The following is a 17,862-nucleotide window of genomic DNA, read 5'->3' as shown; positions in this document are numbered from 1 at the left end:
GCATGACCGGAACGCGCCCGGCACCCCACACCGGGGTGCCGGGCGCGCCGTCGTCCGGGCGCCTGGTGGGTGTCGACGTCGCTCGTGCGGTAGCACTGCTCGGCATGATCGCGGCGCACGTCGGCGACGTGGCCGAGCAGGTCAACTGGGCCGACCCGGCGAGTTGGAGCGCCGTGGTGAACGGTCGCTCGGCGGCGCTGTTCGCCGTCCTCGCCGGGGTGTCGATCGGACTCGTCAGCGGCCGGGAGGCGCCTCCCGGCCCGCCGACGATCGGACGGATCCGGGCCCGCCTGGCGCTCCGGGCCGTGGTCGTGGTCGCCGTCGGGCTGCTGCTCATGACGCTCGGCACGCCGGTCTACGTGGTCCTGCCGACGTACGGCGCGCTGTTCCTGCTCGCGCTGCCCGTCCTCCGCTGGCGGCCGTGGGCGTTGCTCGTGCTCGCCGCGGCGTGTGCGCTCGCGTCCGCACCGGTCGTGATCGCGGTCCTGCCCGTGTACGCGGATGCCGGGATGGCCGGGGTGCAGCTCGGACTCGTCTACCCGGTGGTCACGTTCGCTGCGTACGTGTTCGTCGGCCTCGCCGTCGCGCGCACCCGCTCACGAGCGGACGGGACCGACACGGTGCGACACGTCGTGCTCCTCCTGGCGGCCGCCGGGGTCGCCGTTGCCGCGTACGTCGTCGGTGCTGTGGCCGCGCCCGTGCCCGCGGACACCACCGGTGCGTTCCCGGGGGGTGCCCTTCGTGCCGGCTGGCTCGGACACCGGGCAGGCGGTCGCGCAGGTGTTCCTGTCCCCGCGGGACCACTCGTCGTCGATCGTCGACGTCGTCGGCACGGCCGCGGTCGCCGTCGCCGTGATCGCCCTGTGCCGCCTCGTGTTCGACGGACACGGTCCGGTCCTCGCGCGGGTCGCGTTCCCGCTGGCCGCCGTCGGGTCGATGCCGCTCAGCGTCTACGCGCTGCACCTCGTCGTCATCGCGGCGTGGCCGGAGCTGCCGCACGGGCCGACGACCTGGTGGGCGTTCACCGTCGGGGCCGTGCTGTTCGCGATGGCCTGGCGGAGCTTCCTCGGCCGCGGACCGCTCGAACGGCTGACCGCAGCCGTCGCGTCGGTGGTGCCCCTCCGCCCCGCTACTGCAGCGCTGCGGTGAGCCGTGCGATGTTGTCGAAGACCCGTGACCGGCGGGGCCGCGCGAGCCACTCGTCGAGCGTGAGCTCGCGGCTCGCCGCACGGTAGTCGTCCTGCACCCCGCGCAGGGCCTGGACGAACGTGCGGCCGCGCACCATGACGGAGATCTCGAGGTTCAGCGTGAAGGAGCGCATGTCCATGTTGCTCGACCCGATCACGGCGACGTCGTCGTCGATCGTGAAGTGCTTCGCGTGCAGCACCGTCGGCGCGCGGTACAGCCAGATCCGCACGCCCGCACGCAGCAGGCCCTCGTAGTAGGAGCGCTGGGCGTGCCAGGTCATGGCGTGGTCGCCGATCTCCCCGACGAACAGCTCGACCTGCACCCCGCGCTGGGCCGTCGTCGTGATGGCGTAGAGCATCGAGTCGTCCGGCACGAAGTACGGCGACGTGATCGTCACCCGCTCCTGCGCCGAGTACAGCAGTGCGTTGAAGAGGCGGAGGTTGTTCTCGCCGTCGAACCCGGGACCGGACGGGACGACCTGGCAGTCCAGGGCGTCCGCGCGGTCGGCACGGTGCACGGGATCGCTCTCGCGCAGCAGGAGTTCGTCGGTCTCGCTGTACCAGTCCGTGACGAACAGCGCGTTGATGCCGGCGACGACCGGACCCTCGAAGCGGGCAAACAGGTCGCGCCAGCGCAGGCCACGGTCGATGTTCGCCTTGAGGTCGTACGACCGGTCGATGAGGTTCTGGGATCCCGTGAACGCCACCGAACCGTCGACGACCAGGATCTTGCGGTGGTTGCGGAGGTCGGGACGCTGGAACTTCCCCTGCAACGGCTGCAGCGGCAGCATCAGGTTCCACTCGATGCCGGCCGCGTCGAGGAACGCGAGCGTCTCCTTGAAGTGCGGGTAGCTCTTGCTCGCCCAGTGGTCCATGAGGAACCGGACGGTCACGCCGCGAGCCCGCGCCCGCGCCAGGGACTCGAAGAACGGCCGTGTGGTGGGGTCGAGCGAGGCGATGTAGAACTCGACGTGCACGAACCGTCGCGCGTCGTCCACGGCGTTGGTCATCTCGGCGAACGCGTCGTCGTAGTGCGGGTACAGCTCCGCCTGGTTGCCGCCGACCAGCGGCATCGCCCCGAGCTGACGGTTCAGGCGGGTGATGCTCTCGAGCCACGCCGGCCAGGGGTGGTCGCGGCGGACGCGCTCGATGCCCTCGGTCTGCTCGAGGATGTAGCGGTTGATCTCGGTCTGCTTCTCCCGACGGGACCGGGGCAACTTCGTCGACCCGAGGACGAGGAACAGGATGAACCCGATGTACGGGATCAGGAAGATGGCGAGCAACCAGGCGGTCGCGGTCTGCGGCTTGCGGTCGATCGGGACGTAGACGAGCGAGAACGCCCGGACCGCCAGGTCCAACAGGATGAGGACGACGACGAGTGCGACGACGAGCCAGTGCTCCACGGTGTCGGGTGCGGGGAGGAGCGGGCGGTCAGCGGAAGTTGATGAACTGGAGCGGCACGTCGAAGTCTTCGCCCTTGAGCAGCTGGATCGTCTGCTGGAGGTCGTCGCGGCTCTTCGAGGACACGCGGAGCTCGTCGCCCTGCACCTGGCTCTTCACGCTCTTCGGCGCCTCTGCCCGGATGAAGGCGCCGATCTTCTTGGCGACGTCCTGCTCGATGCCGTTCTTGAACGACACGTCGATGCGGAACTCCTTGCCGGACGGGTACGGGTCACCCGCGTCGAGGCTCTTCAGGCTGATGCCGCGCTTGATCGCCTTCGTCTGGAGCACGTCGAGGACGGCCAGGGCACGCTCCTCGGTCGAGGCCTTGATGAGCACGTCCTCGCCGCTGAACGCGACCGATGCACCAACGCCCTTGAAGTCGTAGCGTTGCTCGATCTCCTTCGCCGCCTGGTTGAGGGCGTTCTCCGCCTCCATCTTGTCGACCTTGCTGACCACGTCGAAGGAGCTGTCTGCCATGCCCGACAGCCTATCCGGCAGCACGACGCCGCGTTCCTCCGGGCCGCACGGCTGTGGAGAACGCCGGTCCGGTCCGGGACGGGCCGCCTGGAGGCCCGGTCCGCCCCGTCTCGCGGCTGCGGCGGCGACCGTGGTCGCGAGCACCGCCGGACATCGGCTATGCTCTTCACCGCGCCTTCGGTCGGTGACGACACGGGCCGGGTGCGCACATGGCGAGTTACCCAAGCGGCCAAAGGGATCTGACTGTAAATCAGCCGGCGTATGCCTCCGGGGGGTTCGAATCCCTCACTCGCCACCGTCCAGCAGGAAGCTGGGAGCACGGCCCCGTCTCCGGACGGGGCCGTTCGTGTTCCCGCCCCCCGATCGTGATCCCGGTGCCTCCCGTGTCCCCGGTGCCTCCCGTGTTCGCGGTGCCATCCGCGTTCCCGCGGCTCTGTTCGACGGCGGTCCGTCCGCGTCCCGGCGGGTCCGCGGGCGGCCTGGGGCAGGATCGAGGGCATGACAGACGCCCAGATCGTCACCGACGCCCCTGACGCCCTCGCCGACCTGGCCGAGTCGATCGCCCGCGAGGCCGCCGCGCTCGCCGTGCGTCGACGCGCGGAAGGTGTCGAGGTCGCCGACCGCAAGTCGAGCATCGCCGACGTCGTCACCGCCGCCGACCGCGAGGTCGAGGCCCTGATCCGGCGACGCATCGCCGCGGCCCGGCCTGACGACGCCTTCCTCGGCGAGGAGTCCGGGGCCGCTGCCGGTGCGTCCGGTCTGACCTGGGTGGTCGACCCGATCGACGGCACGGTCAACTACCTGTACGGCAGCCCGGCCTACGCGGTGAGCATCGCGGTCGTGCGCGGTGTCCCCGACCCGGCACTGTGGGAACCGGTCGCCGGGGTCGTCATCGCGCCCGCGACCGGGCAGGTGTACCGCGCGGTGGCCGACGGCGAAGCGACCCTCGACGGGCGGCCCGTCGCGGTCGCCGCCCCGGCGTCCCTGGCGGAGACCCTCGTCGCGACCGGCTTCGGCTACACCGCCGACCGGCGGTGGGAGCAGGCCGCGGTCCTCGCCGGGCTCATCACCGAGGTGCGGGACGTGCGCCGCGGGGGGAGCGGCCGCGCTCGACTGCTGCGCGGTCGGGGTCGGGACGGTCGACGCCTACTACGAGCGGGGCATCAACCCGTGGGACATGGCGGCCGGCTCGATCGTCGCCGCTGCCGCGGGGGCCGTCGTCCGGACGTGGGAGGCCGGCGACACGCGGTCCTTCCTGTTCGCCGCGCCGAGCATCGCGGAGGACCTCGTCACCCTCGTCCGCACGCTCGAGGAGGACGTCCTCGGGGACTGAGCGACGCCACCCGCTCTGGGGGGTCCTGCACGGACGACCACACGACTGGCGGGGAGCACCGACCTTTGCTAGCGTTCTGGAGTCCCGTTACCTGCTCGTTACCGACGAGCGCCCGTGCCTCGAACTCAGGATCGCTACCGAACACATGCTCGACTCCTCGCAGACGCCCACGACCATCGACCGCGACGCCTCCCAGGCGACGCCGTCCGTGCACCTGACGAGACGAGCTCGGATCGAAGCCGAACGCGCTGCCGCCAAGCCGAGCCGTCGTCGGGACGATGCCGTCCGTCCCGCAGCGACCGCGTCGAACGGGTCGACCTCGCAGGACTCCGGCCCGGTGACCCCGCCGGCTCCCTCGTCCCCGGTGCTCCCCGCCTCGAGTGCTGCGCCCCGAACCCCGCCGGCCCCGGCGTCCCCGGTGGTCGCTCCGCTGGCGGAGGCCGCCCCGGCGTCCCGTCGTGCCGCCACGGCTCCCCGCGGCGCCGCGTCCGACCGCCCCACGTCCTCGGAGCGGTCCGCCGCCCGGGAGCGCGGCGTCGGCGCGCAGCGTGCCTCCGGAGCGAAGCGTGCCGGACGCCCCGTCGGTCCGGAGCGCGGCACGAGCACGACGGCGCGTGCCACGGGTCGGACGACGCCCGCCGCCGGTGCCCGCGTCGACCGTGCCACCCGGCACATCGCCCGCTCCACCGCGGCGACCCCGCGTCCGGGCCACGGCGCCTCGTTCCGCCGGACGGCCTCGGGCGTCACGGTCGTCGGTGCACTCCTGTTCACCGCGGGGCTCGTCGTGTCGACCTCGCTCCCCGCGCAGGCGCTCTACGTGCCGCAGCCCGGCGCCGCGACCGTCCGTGCCTCCGTGCAGGAGGTCCAGTCGCTCTCCGTCGGCGACGCCGTCGAGGGCTCGGTCGACCGCGACGCCTACACGGTCTCGCAGGTGCAGCGCGTCGTCCGCCCGAAGCCCGGCGTGGCCACGAGCGGGGTCGCCGGTGCAGCGGGGGGTGGCCACCGCTCCCGGCACGAGCGTCGCCGGGGACACGTCGGGCGCCATCCGCTGGCCGTTCCCGACGGCCGTGCCGATCTCCTCCGGCTTCGGCGGTCGCCAGGTCGCCGGGTGCTCGTTCTGCTCGACCTTCCACCAGGGCGTCGACTTCGCTCCCGGGGCCGGTACGCCGATCGGCGTCGTCGCGGACGGCACCGTCATCAAGGTCCAGGCGAACGACGGTGCGTTCGGCAACGACGTGTGGGTCGAGCACGACGTCGCCGGCAAGAAGTTCGTCAGCGTCTACGGACACATGCTCGACAACTCGTTCGAGGTCGTCCAGGGCCAGCAGGTGAAGGTCGGGGACATCCTCGGTCTCGTCGGCAGCACGGGCAACTCGACGGGCCCGCACCTGCACCTCGAGATCCGCATCGACGGCGTCCCCGTGGACCCGCTGGCGTGGCTCGAGGCCAACGCGGAGTAGTCCGCACGGATGCCGTCCGCACGCACGACGTGCACGCGGTCGGTATCCACGAGGACGGCGCGCCCGGGCGTCACGGTCGGTTCCAGACCAGCGCCGGGGGTCTGCTATCCTCGTGTGGTGCCGCTCGCGGTACTCGCCCCGATAGCTCAGTGGTAGAGCACTTCCATGGTAAGGAAGGGGTCGTCAGTTCAATCCTGACTCGGGGCTCCGACTCGCAGTGTGATCACTCCCGCAGTGCTGATCACCGCGGATCCCTGGCGGGGTAGCTCAGTTGGTTAGAGCACACGGCTCATAATCGTGGTGTCGCGGGTTCAAGTCCCGCCCTCGCTACCAGTGGTACCGGCACGGTCGGTACCGTGCAGAACGATCGCAACGACGGGAAGCCCGGCGCACCAGCGCCGGGCTTTCGTCGTCGCCGGCTGTCCGACCCCAGGTCGCGCCGGCGCGTCGCCGCTCAGTGGTCGCGGTCCGCGATGCCGGAGGTGTCCAGCCGGTCCGTCCGGTGCACCAGGACCCCGCCGTCGTGCAGGCTCGCCTCGACCAGAGCGGCCGTCCGGTGCCAGGCTGCGTGGCGACGCCGGGCGCCGATCGGTCCGCCGGCCACCGCGGCGCCGTGGTCGGCGTGCCGCAGTGTCAGCACGGCGTGCCCCGGGGTCGACGACAGCGCGAGCTCGTACCGGCGGTACTGCCGCGCGGGGTGCACGAGGGCGCCGAGGAGCGCGGTGAGGACACGGTCGCCGCTCGACACGACGAGTCGGTCGTCCCCGTGGGTGACGCGATGGCCGTCGGCGCGCAGGGCCGTCCCGACGAGTTCGACGGCGGTGCCCCGGTCGTCCTCGCGCACCGCGTACTCGGTCGTCGTCTCCATGGCCACTCCCGCCGGACCCGCCCGGCCGCCCCCCCGACCGGTGTCGCCAGCATAACCGATGCAAACTCATCTAAGCCCCGTGACCGAGCGGCTCGGTAGACTGCCGTGGTGTCAGTGAACCCCGAGCTCGTCGGCAGGACGTTCCCGCCGGCCCCGCCGTACCTGGTCGGTCGTGAGAAGGTGCGTGAGTTCTCCCGTGCCGTCTTCGCGACGAACCCGATCCACTCCGACCCCGAGGCGGCCCGTGCTGCGGGTCACGGCGACGTGGTCGCGCCGGCGACCTTCGCGGTCGTCGTGCAGGAAGCCACGCTCGCACAGCTCCTCGCCGAGCCGGACGGTGGCATCGACTTCTCCCGTGTCGTGCACGGTGCGCAGGAGTTCGCCTACGAGCGTCCGATCGTCGCCGGGGACGAGCTCACCGCCACACTGCGGGTGACGAGCGTGAAGACCCTCGGCGGCAACGCCATGGTCACCGCCGAGTCCGCGGTCGTCGACGCGGACAGCGCGCCCGTCGTCACCGCCACGTCCACCCTGGTCGTCCGAGGAGATGACGCATGACCGACACCACGTCCGGGCTCGAGGTCGGTGCGGTCGTCGCCGAGCGGCAGGTCCACCTCACCCGCGACTCGCTCGTCCGCTACGCCGGGGCCTCGGGGGGACTTCAACCCCATCCACTACCGGGACGACGTCGCGGCGGAGGTCGGCCTCCCCCGGTGTCCTGGCGCACGGCATGCTGACCATGGGCCTCGCGGTCCAGCCGGTGTCCGAGTGGCTCGGCGACCGCGGCTGGGTCGCCTCCTACGGCGTCCGTTTCACCCGCCCCGTCGTCGTCGACCCGCGGGACGGTGCCGACGTCGGCGTCGTCGCGAAGGTCGGCACGCTCGACGAGCAGGGCCGCCCCCCGCCGCATCGACCTCACCGTGACCGCCGCCGGGCAGACCGTGCTCGGCAAGGCACAGGTCACGGTGGCGTTCCACTGACCGTGGCGGAGACGACGCTCGCCGAGCTCACCACCCTGCGCGTCGGCGGTCCTGCCGGCCGCCTGCTCGTCGCCGAGACCACCGAGGACCTCGTCGCGCACGTGGTCGACGCCTGGTCGGACGACGACTGGCTCGTGGTCGGCGGCGGCAGCAACCTGCTCGTGGCCGACGGGGGCTTCCCCGGGACCGTCGTGGTGGTCCGCACGCGGGGCATCACGCACGAGGCGGACGAGGACGGCGTCACCGTGCGCGTGGCGGCGGGGGGAGCCGTGGGACGAGTTCGTCGCCACCACCGTGGCGCGCGGGTGGACCGGACTGGAGGCCCTGAGCGGCATCCCGGGCACGGTCGGCGCGTCCCCCCGTGCAGAACATCGGCGCCTACGGGGTCGAGCTGTCCGACGTGCTCACCGCGGTCGAGTTCCTCGACGCCGAGACCGGCGAGCGGTCCTGGGTCCCGGCGGCCGAGCTCGCGCTCGGCTACCGCACGAGCACGCTCAAGCACGGACGGCGCGGCGCCGTCCTGACGGTCGAGTTCCGGCTCGGGACCGCGACCGCGGACGGTGTGCCGGTGCGCTACGCGCAGCTCGCCGGGTCGCTCGGTGTCGAGCTCGGCACCCGCGTCGCGCCGGCCGACGTCCGGGCCGAGGTCCTCCGTCTGCGCTCGTCGAAGGGCATGGTCCTCGACGACGCCGACCCGGACACCTGGAGCGCCGGGTCGTTCTTCACGAACCCGATCGTCTCGCGGGGCTTCGCCGAGACCATGCCGCTCGACGCACCGCGGTGGCCCGCCGGGGACGACGTGAAGCTCAGTGCCGCGTGGCTCATCGAACACGCCGGCGTGCACCGCGGCTACGGCGTGCCGGGCTCCTCCGCGGCGATCTCCACGAAGCACACGCTCGCCCTGACGAACCGCGGGGGGAGCGACGGCTGCCCAGGTCGCCGAGCTCGCCCGCTACGTGCAGGTGACCGTGGCGAACCGCTTCGGCGTCACCCTGGTGCCGGAGCCGGTCGTCGTCGGGGACCTGCTCGACTGAACGAGCGCGTCCCCGACGGTCAGCCGAAGAGCCGGGCCAGGCGCGCCACGCCCTCGGCGATGTCGTCGTCGCCGAGGGCGTAGGACAGGCGGAGGTACCCGGACGGACCGAACGCCTCGCCCGGGACGACCGCGACCTCGGCGTGCTCGAGGACGAGATCGGCCAGCTCGAGCGTGGTCGTCGGCGTCGAACCGGCCCACTCACGACCGAGCAGTGCCGTGACGTCGGGGTAGACGTAGAAGGCGCCCTCCGGCTCCGGCGTCACGAACCCGGGGATGGCGTTGAGCCCGGCGACGATGGCCTTCCGGCGACGGTCGAAGGCGTCGCGCATGGCGGTGACCGGCTCCTGCGGCCCGGTGAGCGCCGCGATCGCCGCACGCTGCGAGACGTTCGACACGTTCGAGGACAGGTGCGACTGCAGGTTCGACGCGGCCTTCACGGCGTCGGCCGGGCCGATCATCCAGCCGACCCGCCAGCCGGTCATGGCGTAGGTCTTGGCGACGCCGTTCACCAGGATCGTGGTGTCCGCGAGCGCGGGCACCTGCTCGAGGACGCCGGAGAACCGGATGCCGTCGTAGACCAGGTCCTGGTAGATCTCGTCGCTGATCACCCAGATCCCGTGCTCGAGCGCCCATTCGCCGATGGCGCGGGTCTGCTCGGCGGAGTACACCGCGCCGGTCGGGTTCGAGGGGGGAGCAGAACAGCAGGGCCTTCGTCCGCGGGGTGCGCGCGGCCTCGAGCTGCTCGACGGTCACGAGGTAGCCCTGGTCGCTGCCGGCGAAGACGTCGACGGGCACACCACCGGCGAGACGGACCGCTTCGGGGTAGGTGGTCCAGTACGGCGCGGGGAGGAGGACCTCGTCGCCCTCGTCCACGACGGTCTGGAACGCCTGGTACACCGCCTGCTTGCCGCCGTTCGTGACGATCACCTGGGCGGGGTCGACCGTGACGCCGGAGACGCGGGCCGTCTTGTCGGCGATCGCACGCTTGAGTTCCGGGAGGCCCGTCGCCGGTGTGTAGCGGTGGTTCGCCGGGTCCTGTGCCGCCGCGACGGCCGCGTCGACCACGTGCTGCGGGGTCGCGAAGTCCGGCTCACCGGCAGCGAAGGAGATGACCGGACGGCCGGCGGCCTTGAGCGCCTTGGCCTTGGAGTCGACCTTCAGCGTCGCCGACTCCGCGATGGCGGCGATCCGCGACGCGATGCGCGGCCGATCGGTGGTCGGGGCTGCGTCGGTGGTCGGGCGGTCGGTGGGCTGCGGGTTGACGGCGTCGGTGCTCACGGGGCCAGCCTAGCGACGCGCCGCGCCGGAGCACCCGCCAAGTGGACACCGTCGCCGCGACTCCCGTACACTGTCCTGCGGCGGTCGAAGTCCGCCGGATCATGCGCTCCGTCGCAGATCCGGAGGCCCCTCCAGGGTCGACGGACTCGCCACCAGGAACATCCGGCACCCCCCAGGGGTGGGTCGTTCCGAAGGGCGGTGGCTCAATTGGTAGAGCAGCGGTCTCCAAAACCGCAGGTTGCAGGTTCAAGTCCTGTCCGCCCTGCACATCGGGAAGGGTAGAAGTGGCGAGCAAAGAAGTGGAGACGACGGACGACGTCGTCGCCCAGGCGAAGGTCGATCGCGCTCAGCGGCGCGGTCCGTTCGCCGCGATCGCACTGTTCATCCGCCAGGTCTTCGGTGAGCTGCGCAAGGTCGTCACCCCGACCCGCAAGGAACTCTTCAGCTACACGGGCGTCGTGCTCGTGTTCGTCGTCGTCATGATGATCCTCGTGTCGGTCCTCGACTTCGTGTTCGGTCTCGGCGTCGGCTACGTGTTCGGCAACGGCCCCACGGCCTGACCCAGCCGGCATGAACCCCGGCGCACCGCATCCCTGGCGCGCCCGGACTGACCGCAGGTCCGACCGTTCCGGTCCTCCTCGGGGTACGGTCTCCCGGAGACGGCGACCCGTTCCCCGCCCGGAACGCGAGTGCCAACCCGATCCGCACCATCGAACGGAAAGAACCGACTGTGTCTGACTACTCCCGCGACGACATCGACCTCGCGACCGCTGCCGAGCAGTCTTCCGAGGTCGAGGAGAACCAGGAAGGCGACGTCGAGACGAGCGAGCTCCGTTCGACGGACTCCGCCGAGGAGCGCGCGATCTCCGTCGACGACGAGGACGACGAGTCCCTCGGCCTGAGCGACGAGCCGGACGACGGCACCGTCGCCGCCGAGTTCGACGAGACGCTGGGCGCCCTGGCCGAGGCCCGCGACCCCGAGGCCGACGCGGTGGTCGACGACGCGCTCGAGATCGACACCGCCGACGAGGCAGAGGCCGCCGTCGAGGCCGTCGAGGACGAGGAGGAGTCCGAGCTCGAGGACGAGACCGCTGCGGAGGCGAACGCCACGATCGCGGCCGAGGAAGCCGCCGACGCGCTCGAGGACGACGCGGACGCCGAGCCGGTCGAGGCCGACCCGTACGACGCCTTCAAGGCCGAGCTCCGGATGAAGCCGGGCAAGTGGTACGTCATCCACTCCTACGCGGGCTTCGAGCGCCGCGTGAAGGCGAACATCGAGAACCGCATGGTCTCGATGTCGATGGAGGACTACATCTACCAGGCCGAGGTCCCGATGGAGGACGTCGTCGAGATCAAGAACGGGCAGCGCAAGCTGGTCACCCGCGTCCGGATCCCCGGCTACGTGCTCGTCCGCATGGACCTCAACGAGGACTCGTGGTCCGTCGTCCGGCACACCCCGGGTGTCACCGGCTTCGTGGGGAACGCCCACAACCCGACGCCGCTCCGTTTCGACGAGGCGTTCGGCATGCTGAAGTCCCTGGTGCAGGTCGCCGAGGCCGCTCCGACCAAGGGCGGCTCGAAGTCCGGCGGTGCCGCGCAGGCCCAGCCGCAGGCCGAGGTCGACTTCGAGGTCGGCGAGACCATCACCATCAAGGAAGGCTCGTTCGCGGGCCTGCCGGGTTCGATCTCCGAGATCAAGCCGGAGAGCGGCAAGCTCACCGTCCTCGTCTCGCTGTTCGAGCGCGAGACCCCGGTCGAGCTCAGCTTCGACCAGGTCACGAAGCTCTAGTACTGGCGAACGTCCAGTACACTGTCTGAGTTTGGGTCCGCGCGCCTCGTGCGCTGCGGATCCGTGACCGCGATCCGGATCCGCCGGAGACGCGGGAGAGTGCACGGGTCCCCGTGCGTTCGAATCCAGGAGGAAACGGAACATGGCACCGAAGAAGAAGGTCACGGGCCTGATCAAGCTGCAGATCAACGCGGGCGCCGCCAACCCGGCACCGCCGATCGGTCCGGCGCTCGGTCAGCACGGCGTGAACATCATGGAGTTCTGCAAGGCGTACAACGCCCAGACCGAGTCGCAGCGCGGCAACGTCATCCCGGTGGAGATCACCGTCTACGAGGACCGTTCGTTCACGTTCATCCTCAAGACCCCGCCGGCCGCCGAGCTCATCAAGAAGGCAGCGGGTGTGAACAAGGGTTCCGCGACGCCGCACACGGTGAAGGCCGGACGCATCACGGCGGACCAGATCCGTCAGATCGCCGAGACCAAGCAGGCCGACCTGAACGCCAACGACATCGAGCAGGCGACGAAGATCATCGCCGGCACCGCTCGTTCGATGGGCATCACGGTCGAGGCCTGAGCCTCACCCCACACACCCCAGTACTCACCGTGGGAGAGCCGCGCCGGCTCGCCAACCACGTATCTCGCAAGGAGACCACCATGGCGAAGAAGTCCAAGGCGTACCGCGCCGCGGCCGCGAAGATCGAGGCCGACAAGTTCTACACCCCGACCGAGGCAGTCGCCCTCGCGAAGGAGACCGGCTCGGCGAAGACCGACTCCACCGTCGAGGTCGCGCTGAAGCTCGGCGTCGACCCCCCGCAAGGCGGACCAGATGGTGCGCGGCACCGTCATCCTCCCGCACGGCACCGGCAAGACCGCCCGCGTCATCGTCTTCGCGACGGGTGCAGCCGCTGAGGCCGCCATCGCCGCCGGCGCCGACGAGGTCGGTGGCGACGAGCTCATCGCGAAGGTCGCCGAGGGCTACACCTCGTTCGACTCCGCGGTCTCGACCCCGGAGCTCATGGGCAAGGTCGGTCGTCTCGGCAAGGTCCTCGGCCCGCGCGGCCTCATGCCGAACCCGAAGACCGGCACCGTGACGCCGAACGTGGCCCAGGCCGTGAACGACATCAAGGGCGGTAAGATCGAGTTCCGCGTCGACAAGCACGCGAACGTGCACTTCGTCGTCGGCAAGGCCTCGTTCACCCCGGAGCAGCTCGACGAGAACATCACCGCCGCGCTCGACGAGGTCGTCCGCCTCAAGCCGAGCGCTGCCAAGGGCCGCTACATCATGAAGGGCGCCGTCTCGACGACCTTCGGCCCGGGCATCCCGCTGGACGTCAACGTCCTGGCCTGATCCACGGCTCCACACGAACGGCCCGCACCGGAAGGTGCGGGCCGTTCGTCGTTCCGCACGCCCTCGGCGTCCCCGCTACCGTTGTGGGGTGCGGACCTTCGTGAACAGCCTGCGACTCGTGGTCGCCGTCGTCGCCGTCGCCGCGGTGGTGACGGACCTGCAGGGGGCGCTGCGCGACGACTTCGTGTTCTGGGACTTCTTCGGGTACTTCACGAACCAGTCGAACCTGCTCGTCGCGGTGGTGTGGACGCTGACCGTCGTCGCGGCGTTCGGCGACCGTCCGACCGGCCGACGGCTCGACCTGTTCCGCGGTGCGGCCACGGTGTACATCGCGACGACCGGGCTCGTCTACAACACGCTCCTGGCAGAGGTCGGCCAACCGCTGGGGGGCGTCCTGGTCGAACGACGTCGTGCACCGCTGGGTGCCGCTGATCGTGGTGCTCGACTGGGTGCTGTTCTCGGACCGGAGTCGGCTGCTGGCCCGGGACGTGTGGTGGTTCCTCGTCTACCCGGCGGTCTGGCTCGTGGTCGTCGTCACCCGCGGCGCCACCGACGGTTGGGTGCCGTACCCGTTCCTCGACCCCGCATCCGGCTACGGGGCCGTGGCGCTGTACTGCCTCGGTGTGGCCGTGTTCATCGGGCTGATGGGACTCGTCGTCGTGGCGCTGAGTCGGCTCCGGGTGGTGCGGGTCAGCGAGCGTCGCGCAGGCGGTCGAGCACGAGGTCGGCGAGCACGATGAGCCCGCGGATCGCGTCGTCGTCGCGGTCGATCCAACGGCACTCCGGCTCGTCGGCGACCGGCACGAAGTCGTCGTGCGTCTCCCAGACGAACAGCGTGCGGTCCGCGCCGAGCACGTACTGCTGCCACCAGACCTGTCGCATGTAGTGCCGTGGGACGCGCTTCCAGCCGGACGAGGTCGTCTTGATCTCGGCGAGGAGGAGCCGGCCGTCACGGTCCTGTCCGACACCGTCGGGCGTCGCCAGGTGCGCTCGGTTCGTGGCGGCGTGGAACAGGTGGGCCGACGGCAGGATCCCGTGCGTGGCGGCCACCCACGAGGCGATGACGGGCTCCCGCTCCTTGCCGTGCTCGGTGTAGACGTTGCCGGCGAACCGGGAGCCGTAGCGCTTGTCCGCGACGACGGCGTCGACGGCGCGGAGCGAGGCGAGGCGTGCGACGTCGGTGGCGGTGATCCCCATCGCCCGCGCGCGGAGCCAGGCGACCCGGTCCGACGAATGCGCGACGATGCGCTCGGTGTGCCCGCGCAGGGACGTGAACGCGTTGCGGCTCGGCCGTGCCGGCGCGGACGGGGACGTGCCGGAGCCGGGCTGGGCCTCCCACCCGTCATCCAGGTCGCCCCACAGGGTGGGCTGCACGATCGTCACCGGATGATTGTCCACCCGACCACCGGCACCGGCGAAACCGGCGCGCGGCCGATCCGGCGCGCTGGCAGGTCACCGCGCTCAGGAGACGAGCTGCCGCCCCTCGGACAGGGTGACCAGTTCGTCCACGCCGGCGGGGGGAGAGGGCGTACGCGATGGCCAGGGCTGCCGCGCCCTGCAGCGCGGCGATCGAGCCGGCGCGCGACTGCGCGATGACGAGGTGTTCGGTGGCGAGCGGCATCGACCGGGAGTACACGACCTCGCGGACACCCGCGAGCAGGTGCTCTCCGGCCTGCGTGATCGAGCCGCCGAGCGCGATGACCGACGGGTTGATGAGCGAGACGCACGTGGCGAGCACCTCGCCGATGTCGCGGCCGGCCTGCCGGACGGCACCGATCGCGTCGATGTCCGAACGGCCCACGAGGTCGATGACGTCCGCGCTGGTGTGTACGTCGTGTCCCTTGGCGCGGAGGGCCCTGGCGATCGCCGGACCGGAGGCGACGGCCTCCAGACACCCGGTGTTGCCGCAGTGGCAGGGCACGTCCCCGGCGCGCGAGACCCGGACGTGCCCGATGTCCCCGGCGGTGCCCTGGGCGCCGCGTTGCAACCGTCCCTCGGACACGATGCCCGAGCCGATGCCGGTGGCGACCTTCACGAACAGCAGGTGGTCGAGGTCCGGCCAGCCGTGCGCCCGCTCGCCGAGTGCGGCGATGTTCACGTCGTTGTCGACGAGCACGTGCGCGCGGACGTGCTGCCGGAGCCAACCGGGCACGTCGAAGCCGTCCCAGCCCGGCATGATCGGCGGGTTCGCAGGGCGACCGGTGGAGAACTCGACGGGGCCCGGCAGGCCGATGCCGATCGCGATCACGTCGTCGCGTGCCCGGCCGACCGAGTCGAGGAGCTCGTCGACGACGCCGATCAGCCACTCGAGCGTCGGAACGGGTCCCGCCGCGATGTCGATGCTGGCGTCACGCGTCGCGAGCGGGGTGCCGACGAGGTCCGTCACCGCGACCCGGCCGTGCGAGGCGCCGAGGTCGGCCGCGACGACGAGCCGCGCGGCGGGACGGAGGGCGATCTGGGCGGGTGGACGACCGCCCGTGGACGCCGCGGTGTCGACCGCCCCGACGAGTCCGACATCGGCGAGGGCGTCGAGCCGCACGCCGATGGTCGAGCGGGCCATCCCCGTCAGGGCGGCGAGCTCGCCACGGGTCCGCGGCACACCGTCACGCAGGATCTGGAAGAGCTCACTCGTCCCGACCGGCGGCGACGTTGCCGTCCGAGTCATGTCGACCATGTCCGGAGTGAACCACACATCCTCCGAGCCACGCAACGAAGGTCGTCGAACTCGTTCGAACTTCTGCTTGACCGCCGACAGAAGCACCCATAGTGTGACGATCGGTCAGTGACGACCACGTCTCGATGAGGAGAACACACGGTGACCCAACCGCTCTCGGTCCAGCTGTACACAGTGCGTGACGCGCTGTCGGCGGACCTCCCCGGAACCCTGGCGACGATCGCCGACATCGGTTTCACGAACGTCGAACTCTTCGGCTTCGTCGACCGTGCGGACGAGTACGCGGCCGCCCTGCAGCAGGCCGGCCTGGTCGCGCCGAGCGGGCACGCACGTCTCCTGGACGCCGACGAGCAGGACCTCGAGCGCATCCTCGCCGCGAGCGTCACGGTCGGCCTCGGCACGCTCATCGACCCGCACGTGGACGAGGCCCGCTGGACCACCCGCGAGGACGTCGAGGCGATCGCCCGCCAGTTCAACGAACTGGTCCCGCGCGCCGCCGACCGTGGCCTCGTGCTCGGCTACCACAACCACGCCTTCGAGTTCTCGAACCGCATCGACGGCACGAGCGCCTTCGAGGTCTTCGCCGGCGCCCTCGCCGACGACGTCGTCCTCGAGCTCGACACCTACTGGGCGAAGGTCGGCGGGGACGACCCGGTGGCCGTCCTCGGGCGGCTCGGCGACCAGGTCCGCTTCCTGCACGTCAAGGACGGCGACGGCTCGCACGACGACAAGCAGCAGGTCGCCGTCGGCACCGGCGTCATGCCGGTCCGGGACATCATCGCGGCCGCGCCCCAGGCGCAGCAGGTCATCGAGCTCGACGACCACGACGGCGACGTCGTCCAGGCCGTCCGCGACTCGTACGCCTTCCTCGCCGGAGCGGACGCATGAGCGCCGCGGGCCGCGTGGGCGTCGGCGTCATCGGCGCCGGGGTCATCTCCGACCAGTACCTGTCGAACCTCACCGTCTTCCCCGACGTCGAGGTGCTGTTCATCGCCGACATCGACCTGCCCCGGGCGGCCTCGCAGGCCGAGAAGTGGGGCGTCGCCGGATCGGGCACCGTCGAGGAGCTCCTGGCGATCGACGACATCGAGATCGTCGTGAACCTCACGATCCCCGCGGCGCACGTCGAGGTGGCGCTGCAGGCGCTCCGCGCCGGCAAGCACGTCTGGGGCGAGAAGCCCTACGCGCTCGACCGGCAGAGCGCGGCGGAGCTGCGCGACGCCGCGGTCGCGGCCGGCCGCACCGTGTCGGTCGCGCCGGACACGTTCCTGGGGGGCGGGCCTCCAGACCGCACTCCGCACGATCCGCGACGGTCGCATCGGCACGCCGCTGAACGGGCTGACCCTCTTCCAGAGCCCCGGCCCGGAGTCCTGGCACCCGAGCCCCGAGTTCCTCTTCGCCTACGGCGCCGGCCCGCTCTTCGACATCGGTCCGTACTACATCACGACGCTCGTGCAGGCGTTCGGACCCGTCGCGAAGGTCACCGCCACCGCGTCCAGGTCCCGCGCCACCCGCACGATCGGCTCCGGGCCGAAGGCGGGCACCGAGTTCCCCGTCGAGGTCCCGACGAACCACTCCGCGCTCATCCAGTTCGAGAACGGCGGGAGCGCGCAGAGCGTGTTCTCGTTCGAGTCCGACCGCGGCCGCACCGGCTTCGTCGAGATCGCGGGGGGAGACCGGCACCGTCGTGTTCCCCGACCCGAACGAGTTCGACGGCGACACGAAGCTGTACGCGCTCGGCGCCGAGGAACCCGAGACGATCCCGGCCGTCGGGTCCACCTACTCGCGGGGGACGGGCGTGGTCGACCTGGCCCGCTCCCTCCGTGCCGGCGAAGGGAACCGGGTCCCCGGCGCCCTCGCCTTCCACGTCCTCGACGTGATGGTCTCCATCGCCGAGGCCGCCGAACGTGGTGAGACCGTGCTCGTCGAGAGCACCGTCGAACCCTCCCCGACCCTCCCCGAGGGCTGGGACCCCCGCGGAGCAGACCC

At 71.3% G+C, this 17,862-nt stretch carries 15 protein-coding genes, 4 tRNA genes and 6 pseudogenes; 18 read left to right on the top strand and 7 right to left on the bottom strand.

Features of this window, described 5'->3' with window-relative positions; genetic code table 11:
* The first annotated feature begins 2 nt into the window (after positions 1–2).
* Positions 3–1,235, top strand: a complete 1,233-nt coding sequence (locus DEJ15_RS13960) for a heparan-alpha-glucosaminide N-acetyltransferase domain-containing protein (RefSeq protein WP_284175150.1) — start codon at positions 3–5, stop codon at positions 1,233–1,235.
* Here DEJ15_RS13960 and cls read toward each other — a convergent pair.
* On the bottom strand, positions 1,130–2,590 hold the full coding sequence (cls, locus tag DEJ15_RS13955) for a cardiolipin synthase (protein ID WP_110824635.1): 1,461 nt from the start codon (positions 2,588–2,590) through the stop codon (positions 1,130–1,132). The two genes, DEJ15_RS13960 and cls, sit on opposite strands and share 106 nt — an antisense overlap.
* A gap of 28 nt (positions 2,591–2,618) precedes the next feature.
* Positions 2,619–3,107 carry a YajQ family cyclic di-GMP-binding protein gene (locus tag DEJ15_RS13950; RefSeq protein ID WP_110824634.1) on the bottom strand — a complete coding sequence of 163 codons (489 nt, stop codon included), beginning with the start codon at positions 3,105–3,107 and terminating at the stop codon, positions 2,619–2,621.
* A 211-nt stretch (positions 3,108–3,318) separates the two neighbouring features.
* Here DEJ15_RS13950 and DEJ15_RS13945 point away from each other — a divergent pair.
* The 6 genes and pseudogenes from DEJ15_RS13945 to DEJ15_RS13920 all read left to right on the top strand — a co-directional run bounded on the left by DEJ15_RS13945 (position 3,319) and on the right by DEJ15_RS13920 (position 6,233).
* A tRNA-Tyr gene (locus DEJ15_RS13945) sits at positions 3,319–3,402 on the top strand.
* Positions 3,403–3,605: 203 nt separating this feature from the next.
* Positions 3,606–4,163, top strand: a pseudogene (locus tag DEJ15_RS13940) (inositol monophosphatase family protein); the annotation flags it as partial.
* Positions 4,164–4,284: 121 nt separating this feature from the next.
* The gene (locus DEJ15_RS13935) at positions 4,285–4,440 is read left to right on the top strand and encodes a hypothetical protein (RefSeq protein WP_349814899.1); all 156 of its coding nucleotides are present in this window, start codon (positions 4,285–4,287) and stop codon (positions 4,438–4,440) included.
* Positions 4,441–5,435: 995 nt separating this feature from the next.
* Positions 5,436–5,900, top strand: a complete 465-nt coding sequence (locus tag DEJ15_RS13930; RefSeq protein ID WP_284175149.1) for a M23 family metallopeptidase — start codon at positions 5,436–5,438, stop codon at positions 5,898–5,900.
* 135 nt (positions 5,901–6,035) lie between these two features.
* Positions 6,036–6,107 (top strand) — tRNA-Thr (locus DEJ15_RS13925).
* A gap of 49 nt (positions 6,108–6,156) precedes the next feature.
* Positions 6,157–6,233 (top strand) — tRNA-Met (locus DEJ15_RS13920).
* Between the two features lie 121 nt (positions 6,234–6,354).
* Here the strand turns inward: DEJ15_RS13920 and DEJ15_RS13915 are convergent.
* On the bottom strand, positions 6,355–6,768 hold the full coding sequence (locus DEJ15_RS13915) for a hypothetical protein (protein ID WP_110824631.1): 414 nt from the start codon (positions 6,766–6,768) through the stop codon (positions 6,355–6,357).
* 108 nt (positions 6,769–6,876) lie between these two features.
* Between DEJ15_RS13915 and DEJ15_RS13910 the strand changes: the two genes are divergently transcribed.
* From DEJ15_RS13910 to DEJ15_RS13900, 3 genes and pseudogenes are all read left to right on the top strand, one after another.
* Positions 6,877–7,326 (top strand): FAS1-like dehydratase domain-containing protein, encoded by a 450-nt coding sequence (locus DEJ15_RS13910; RefSeq protein WP_110824838.1) that lies wholly within the window; start codon positions 6,877–6,879, stop codon positions 7,324–7,326.
* Positions 7,323–7,748 (top strand): annotated as a pseudogene (locus DEJ15_RS13905) (MaoC/PaaZ C-terminal domain-containing protein). Before DEJ15_RS13910 ends, DEJ15_RS13905 begins: the two are co-directional and overlap by 4 nt.
* Positions 7,749–7,750: 2 nt before the next feature.
* A pseudogene (locus tag DEJ15_RS13900) lies at positions 7,751–8,782 on the top strand (UDP-N-acetylmuramate dehydrogenase).
* A 19-nt stretch (positions 8,783–8,801) separates the two neighbouring features.
* Here the strand turns inward: DEJ15_RS13900 and DEJ15_RS13895 are convergent.
* Positions 8,802–9,984: pseudogene (locus tag DEJ15_RS13895) on the bottom strand (pyridoxal phosphate-dependent aminotransferase).
* Positions 9,985–10,254: 270 nt separating this feature from the next.
* Between DEJ15_RS13895 and DEJ15_RS13890 the strand changes: the two are divergent.
* The 5 genes and pseudogenes from DEJ15_RS13890 to rplA all read left to right on the top strand — a co-directional run bounded on the left by DEJ15_RS13890 (position 10,255) and on the right by rplA (position 13,199).
* Positions 10,255–10,327, top strand: a tRNA-Trp gene (locus DEJ15_RS13890).
* A 19-nt stretch (positions 10,328–10,346) separates the two neighbouring features.
* Complete coding sequence (gene secE, locus DEJ15_RS13885; RefSeq protein ID WP_110824628.1) at positions 10,347–10,622, top strand: preprotein translocase subunit SecE; 276 nt, start codon at positions 10,347–10,349, stop codon at positions 10,620–10,622.
* Between the two features lie 170 nt (positions 10,623–10,792).
* The gene (gene nusG, locus DEJ15_RS13880) at positions 10,793–11,851 is read left to right on the top strand and encodes a transcription termination/antitermination protein NusG (RefSeq protein WP_110824627.1); all 1,059 of its coding nucleotides are present in this window, start codon (positions 10,793–10,795) and stop codon (positions 11,849–11,851) included.
* A gap of 142 nt (positions 11,852–11,993) precedes the next feature.
* Positions 11,994–12,425: a 50S ribosomal protein L11 gene (gene rplK, locus DEJ15_RS13875; protein ID WP_110824626.1), complete on the top strand. Its 432-nt coding sequence runs from the start codon at positions 11,994–11,996 to the stop codon at positions 12,423–12,425.
* Between the two features lie 80 nt (positions 12,426–12,505).
* Positions 12,506–13,199: pseudogene (rplA, locus tag DEJ15_RS13870) on the top strand (50S ribosomal protein L1).
* A gap of 75 nt (positions 13,200–13,274) precedes the next feature.
* On the opposite strand, the gene DEJ15_RS13865 reads toward rplA, so the two are convergent.
* A complete protein-coding gene (locus DEJ15_RS13865; protein WP_284176322.1) occupies positions 13,275–13,529 on the bottom strand; it encodes a hypothetical protein in 255 nt (84 codons plus the stop codon).
* 80 nt (positions 13,530–13,609) lie between these two features.
* Between DEJ15_RS13865 and DEJ15_RS13860 the strand changes: the two genes are divergently transcribed.
* Positions 13,610–13,939: a Pr6Pr family membrane protein gene (locus DEJ15_RS13860; protein WP_502866109.1), complete on the top strand. Its 330-nt coding sequence runs from the start codon at positions 13,610–13,612 to the stop codon at positions 13,937–13,939.
* Here the strand turns inward: DEJ15_RS13860 and DEJ15_RS13855 are convergent.
* Together DEJ15_RS13855 and DEJ15_RS13850 are read right to left on the bottom strand one after the other, a co-directional pair.
* On the bottom strand, positions 13,890–14,582 hold the full coding sequence (locus DEJ15_RS13855) for a YqaJ viral recombinase family protein (RefSeq protein ID WP_181419559.1): 693 nt from the start codon (positions 14,580–14,582) through the stop codon (positions 13,890–13,892). The genes DEJ15_RS13860 and DEJ15_RS13855 overlap by 50 nt on opposite strands.
* Positions 14,542–15,864: an ROK family transcriptional regulator gene (locus DEJ15_RS13850; protein WP_284176215.1), complete on the bottom strand. Its 1,323-nt coding sequence runs from the start codon at positions 15,862–15,864 to the stop codon at positions 14,542–14,544. Before DEJ15_RS13850 ends, DEJ15_RS13855 begins: the two co-directional genes overlap by 41 nt.
* Before the next feature lie 150 nt (positions 15,865–16,014).
* Between DEJ15_RS13850 and DEJ15_RS13845 the strand changes: the two genes are divergently transcribed.
* Both DEJ15_RS13845 and DEJ15_RS13840 read left to right on the top strand, forming a co-directional pair.
* The gene (locus DEJ15_RS13845) at positions 16,015–16,761 is read left to right on the top strand and encodes a sugar phosphate isomerase/epimerase family protein (RefSeq protein WP_110824623.1); all 747 of its coding nucleotides are present in this window, start codon (positions 16,015–16,017) and stop codon (positions 16,759–16,761) included.
* A pseudogene (locus DEJ15_RS13840) lies at positions 16,758–17,857 on the top strand (Gfo/Idh/MocA family protein); the annotation flags it as partial. The gene DEJ15_RS13845 and the pseudogene DEJ15_RS13840, both read left to right, overlap by 4 nt.
* Positions 17,858–17,862: the final 5 nt, after the last annotated feature.

This window comes from Curtobacterium sp. MCJR17_043, assembly GCF_003224315.2.
In the GTDB taxonomy this organism is placed as follows: domain Bacteria; phylum Actinomycetota; class Actinomycetes; order Actinomycetales; family Microbacteriaceae; genus Curtobacterium.
Note: the sequence above shows the minus strand (reverse complement) of the source record. Positions and strands in the feature narration are given on the sequence as shown.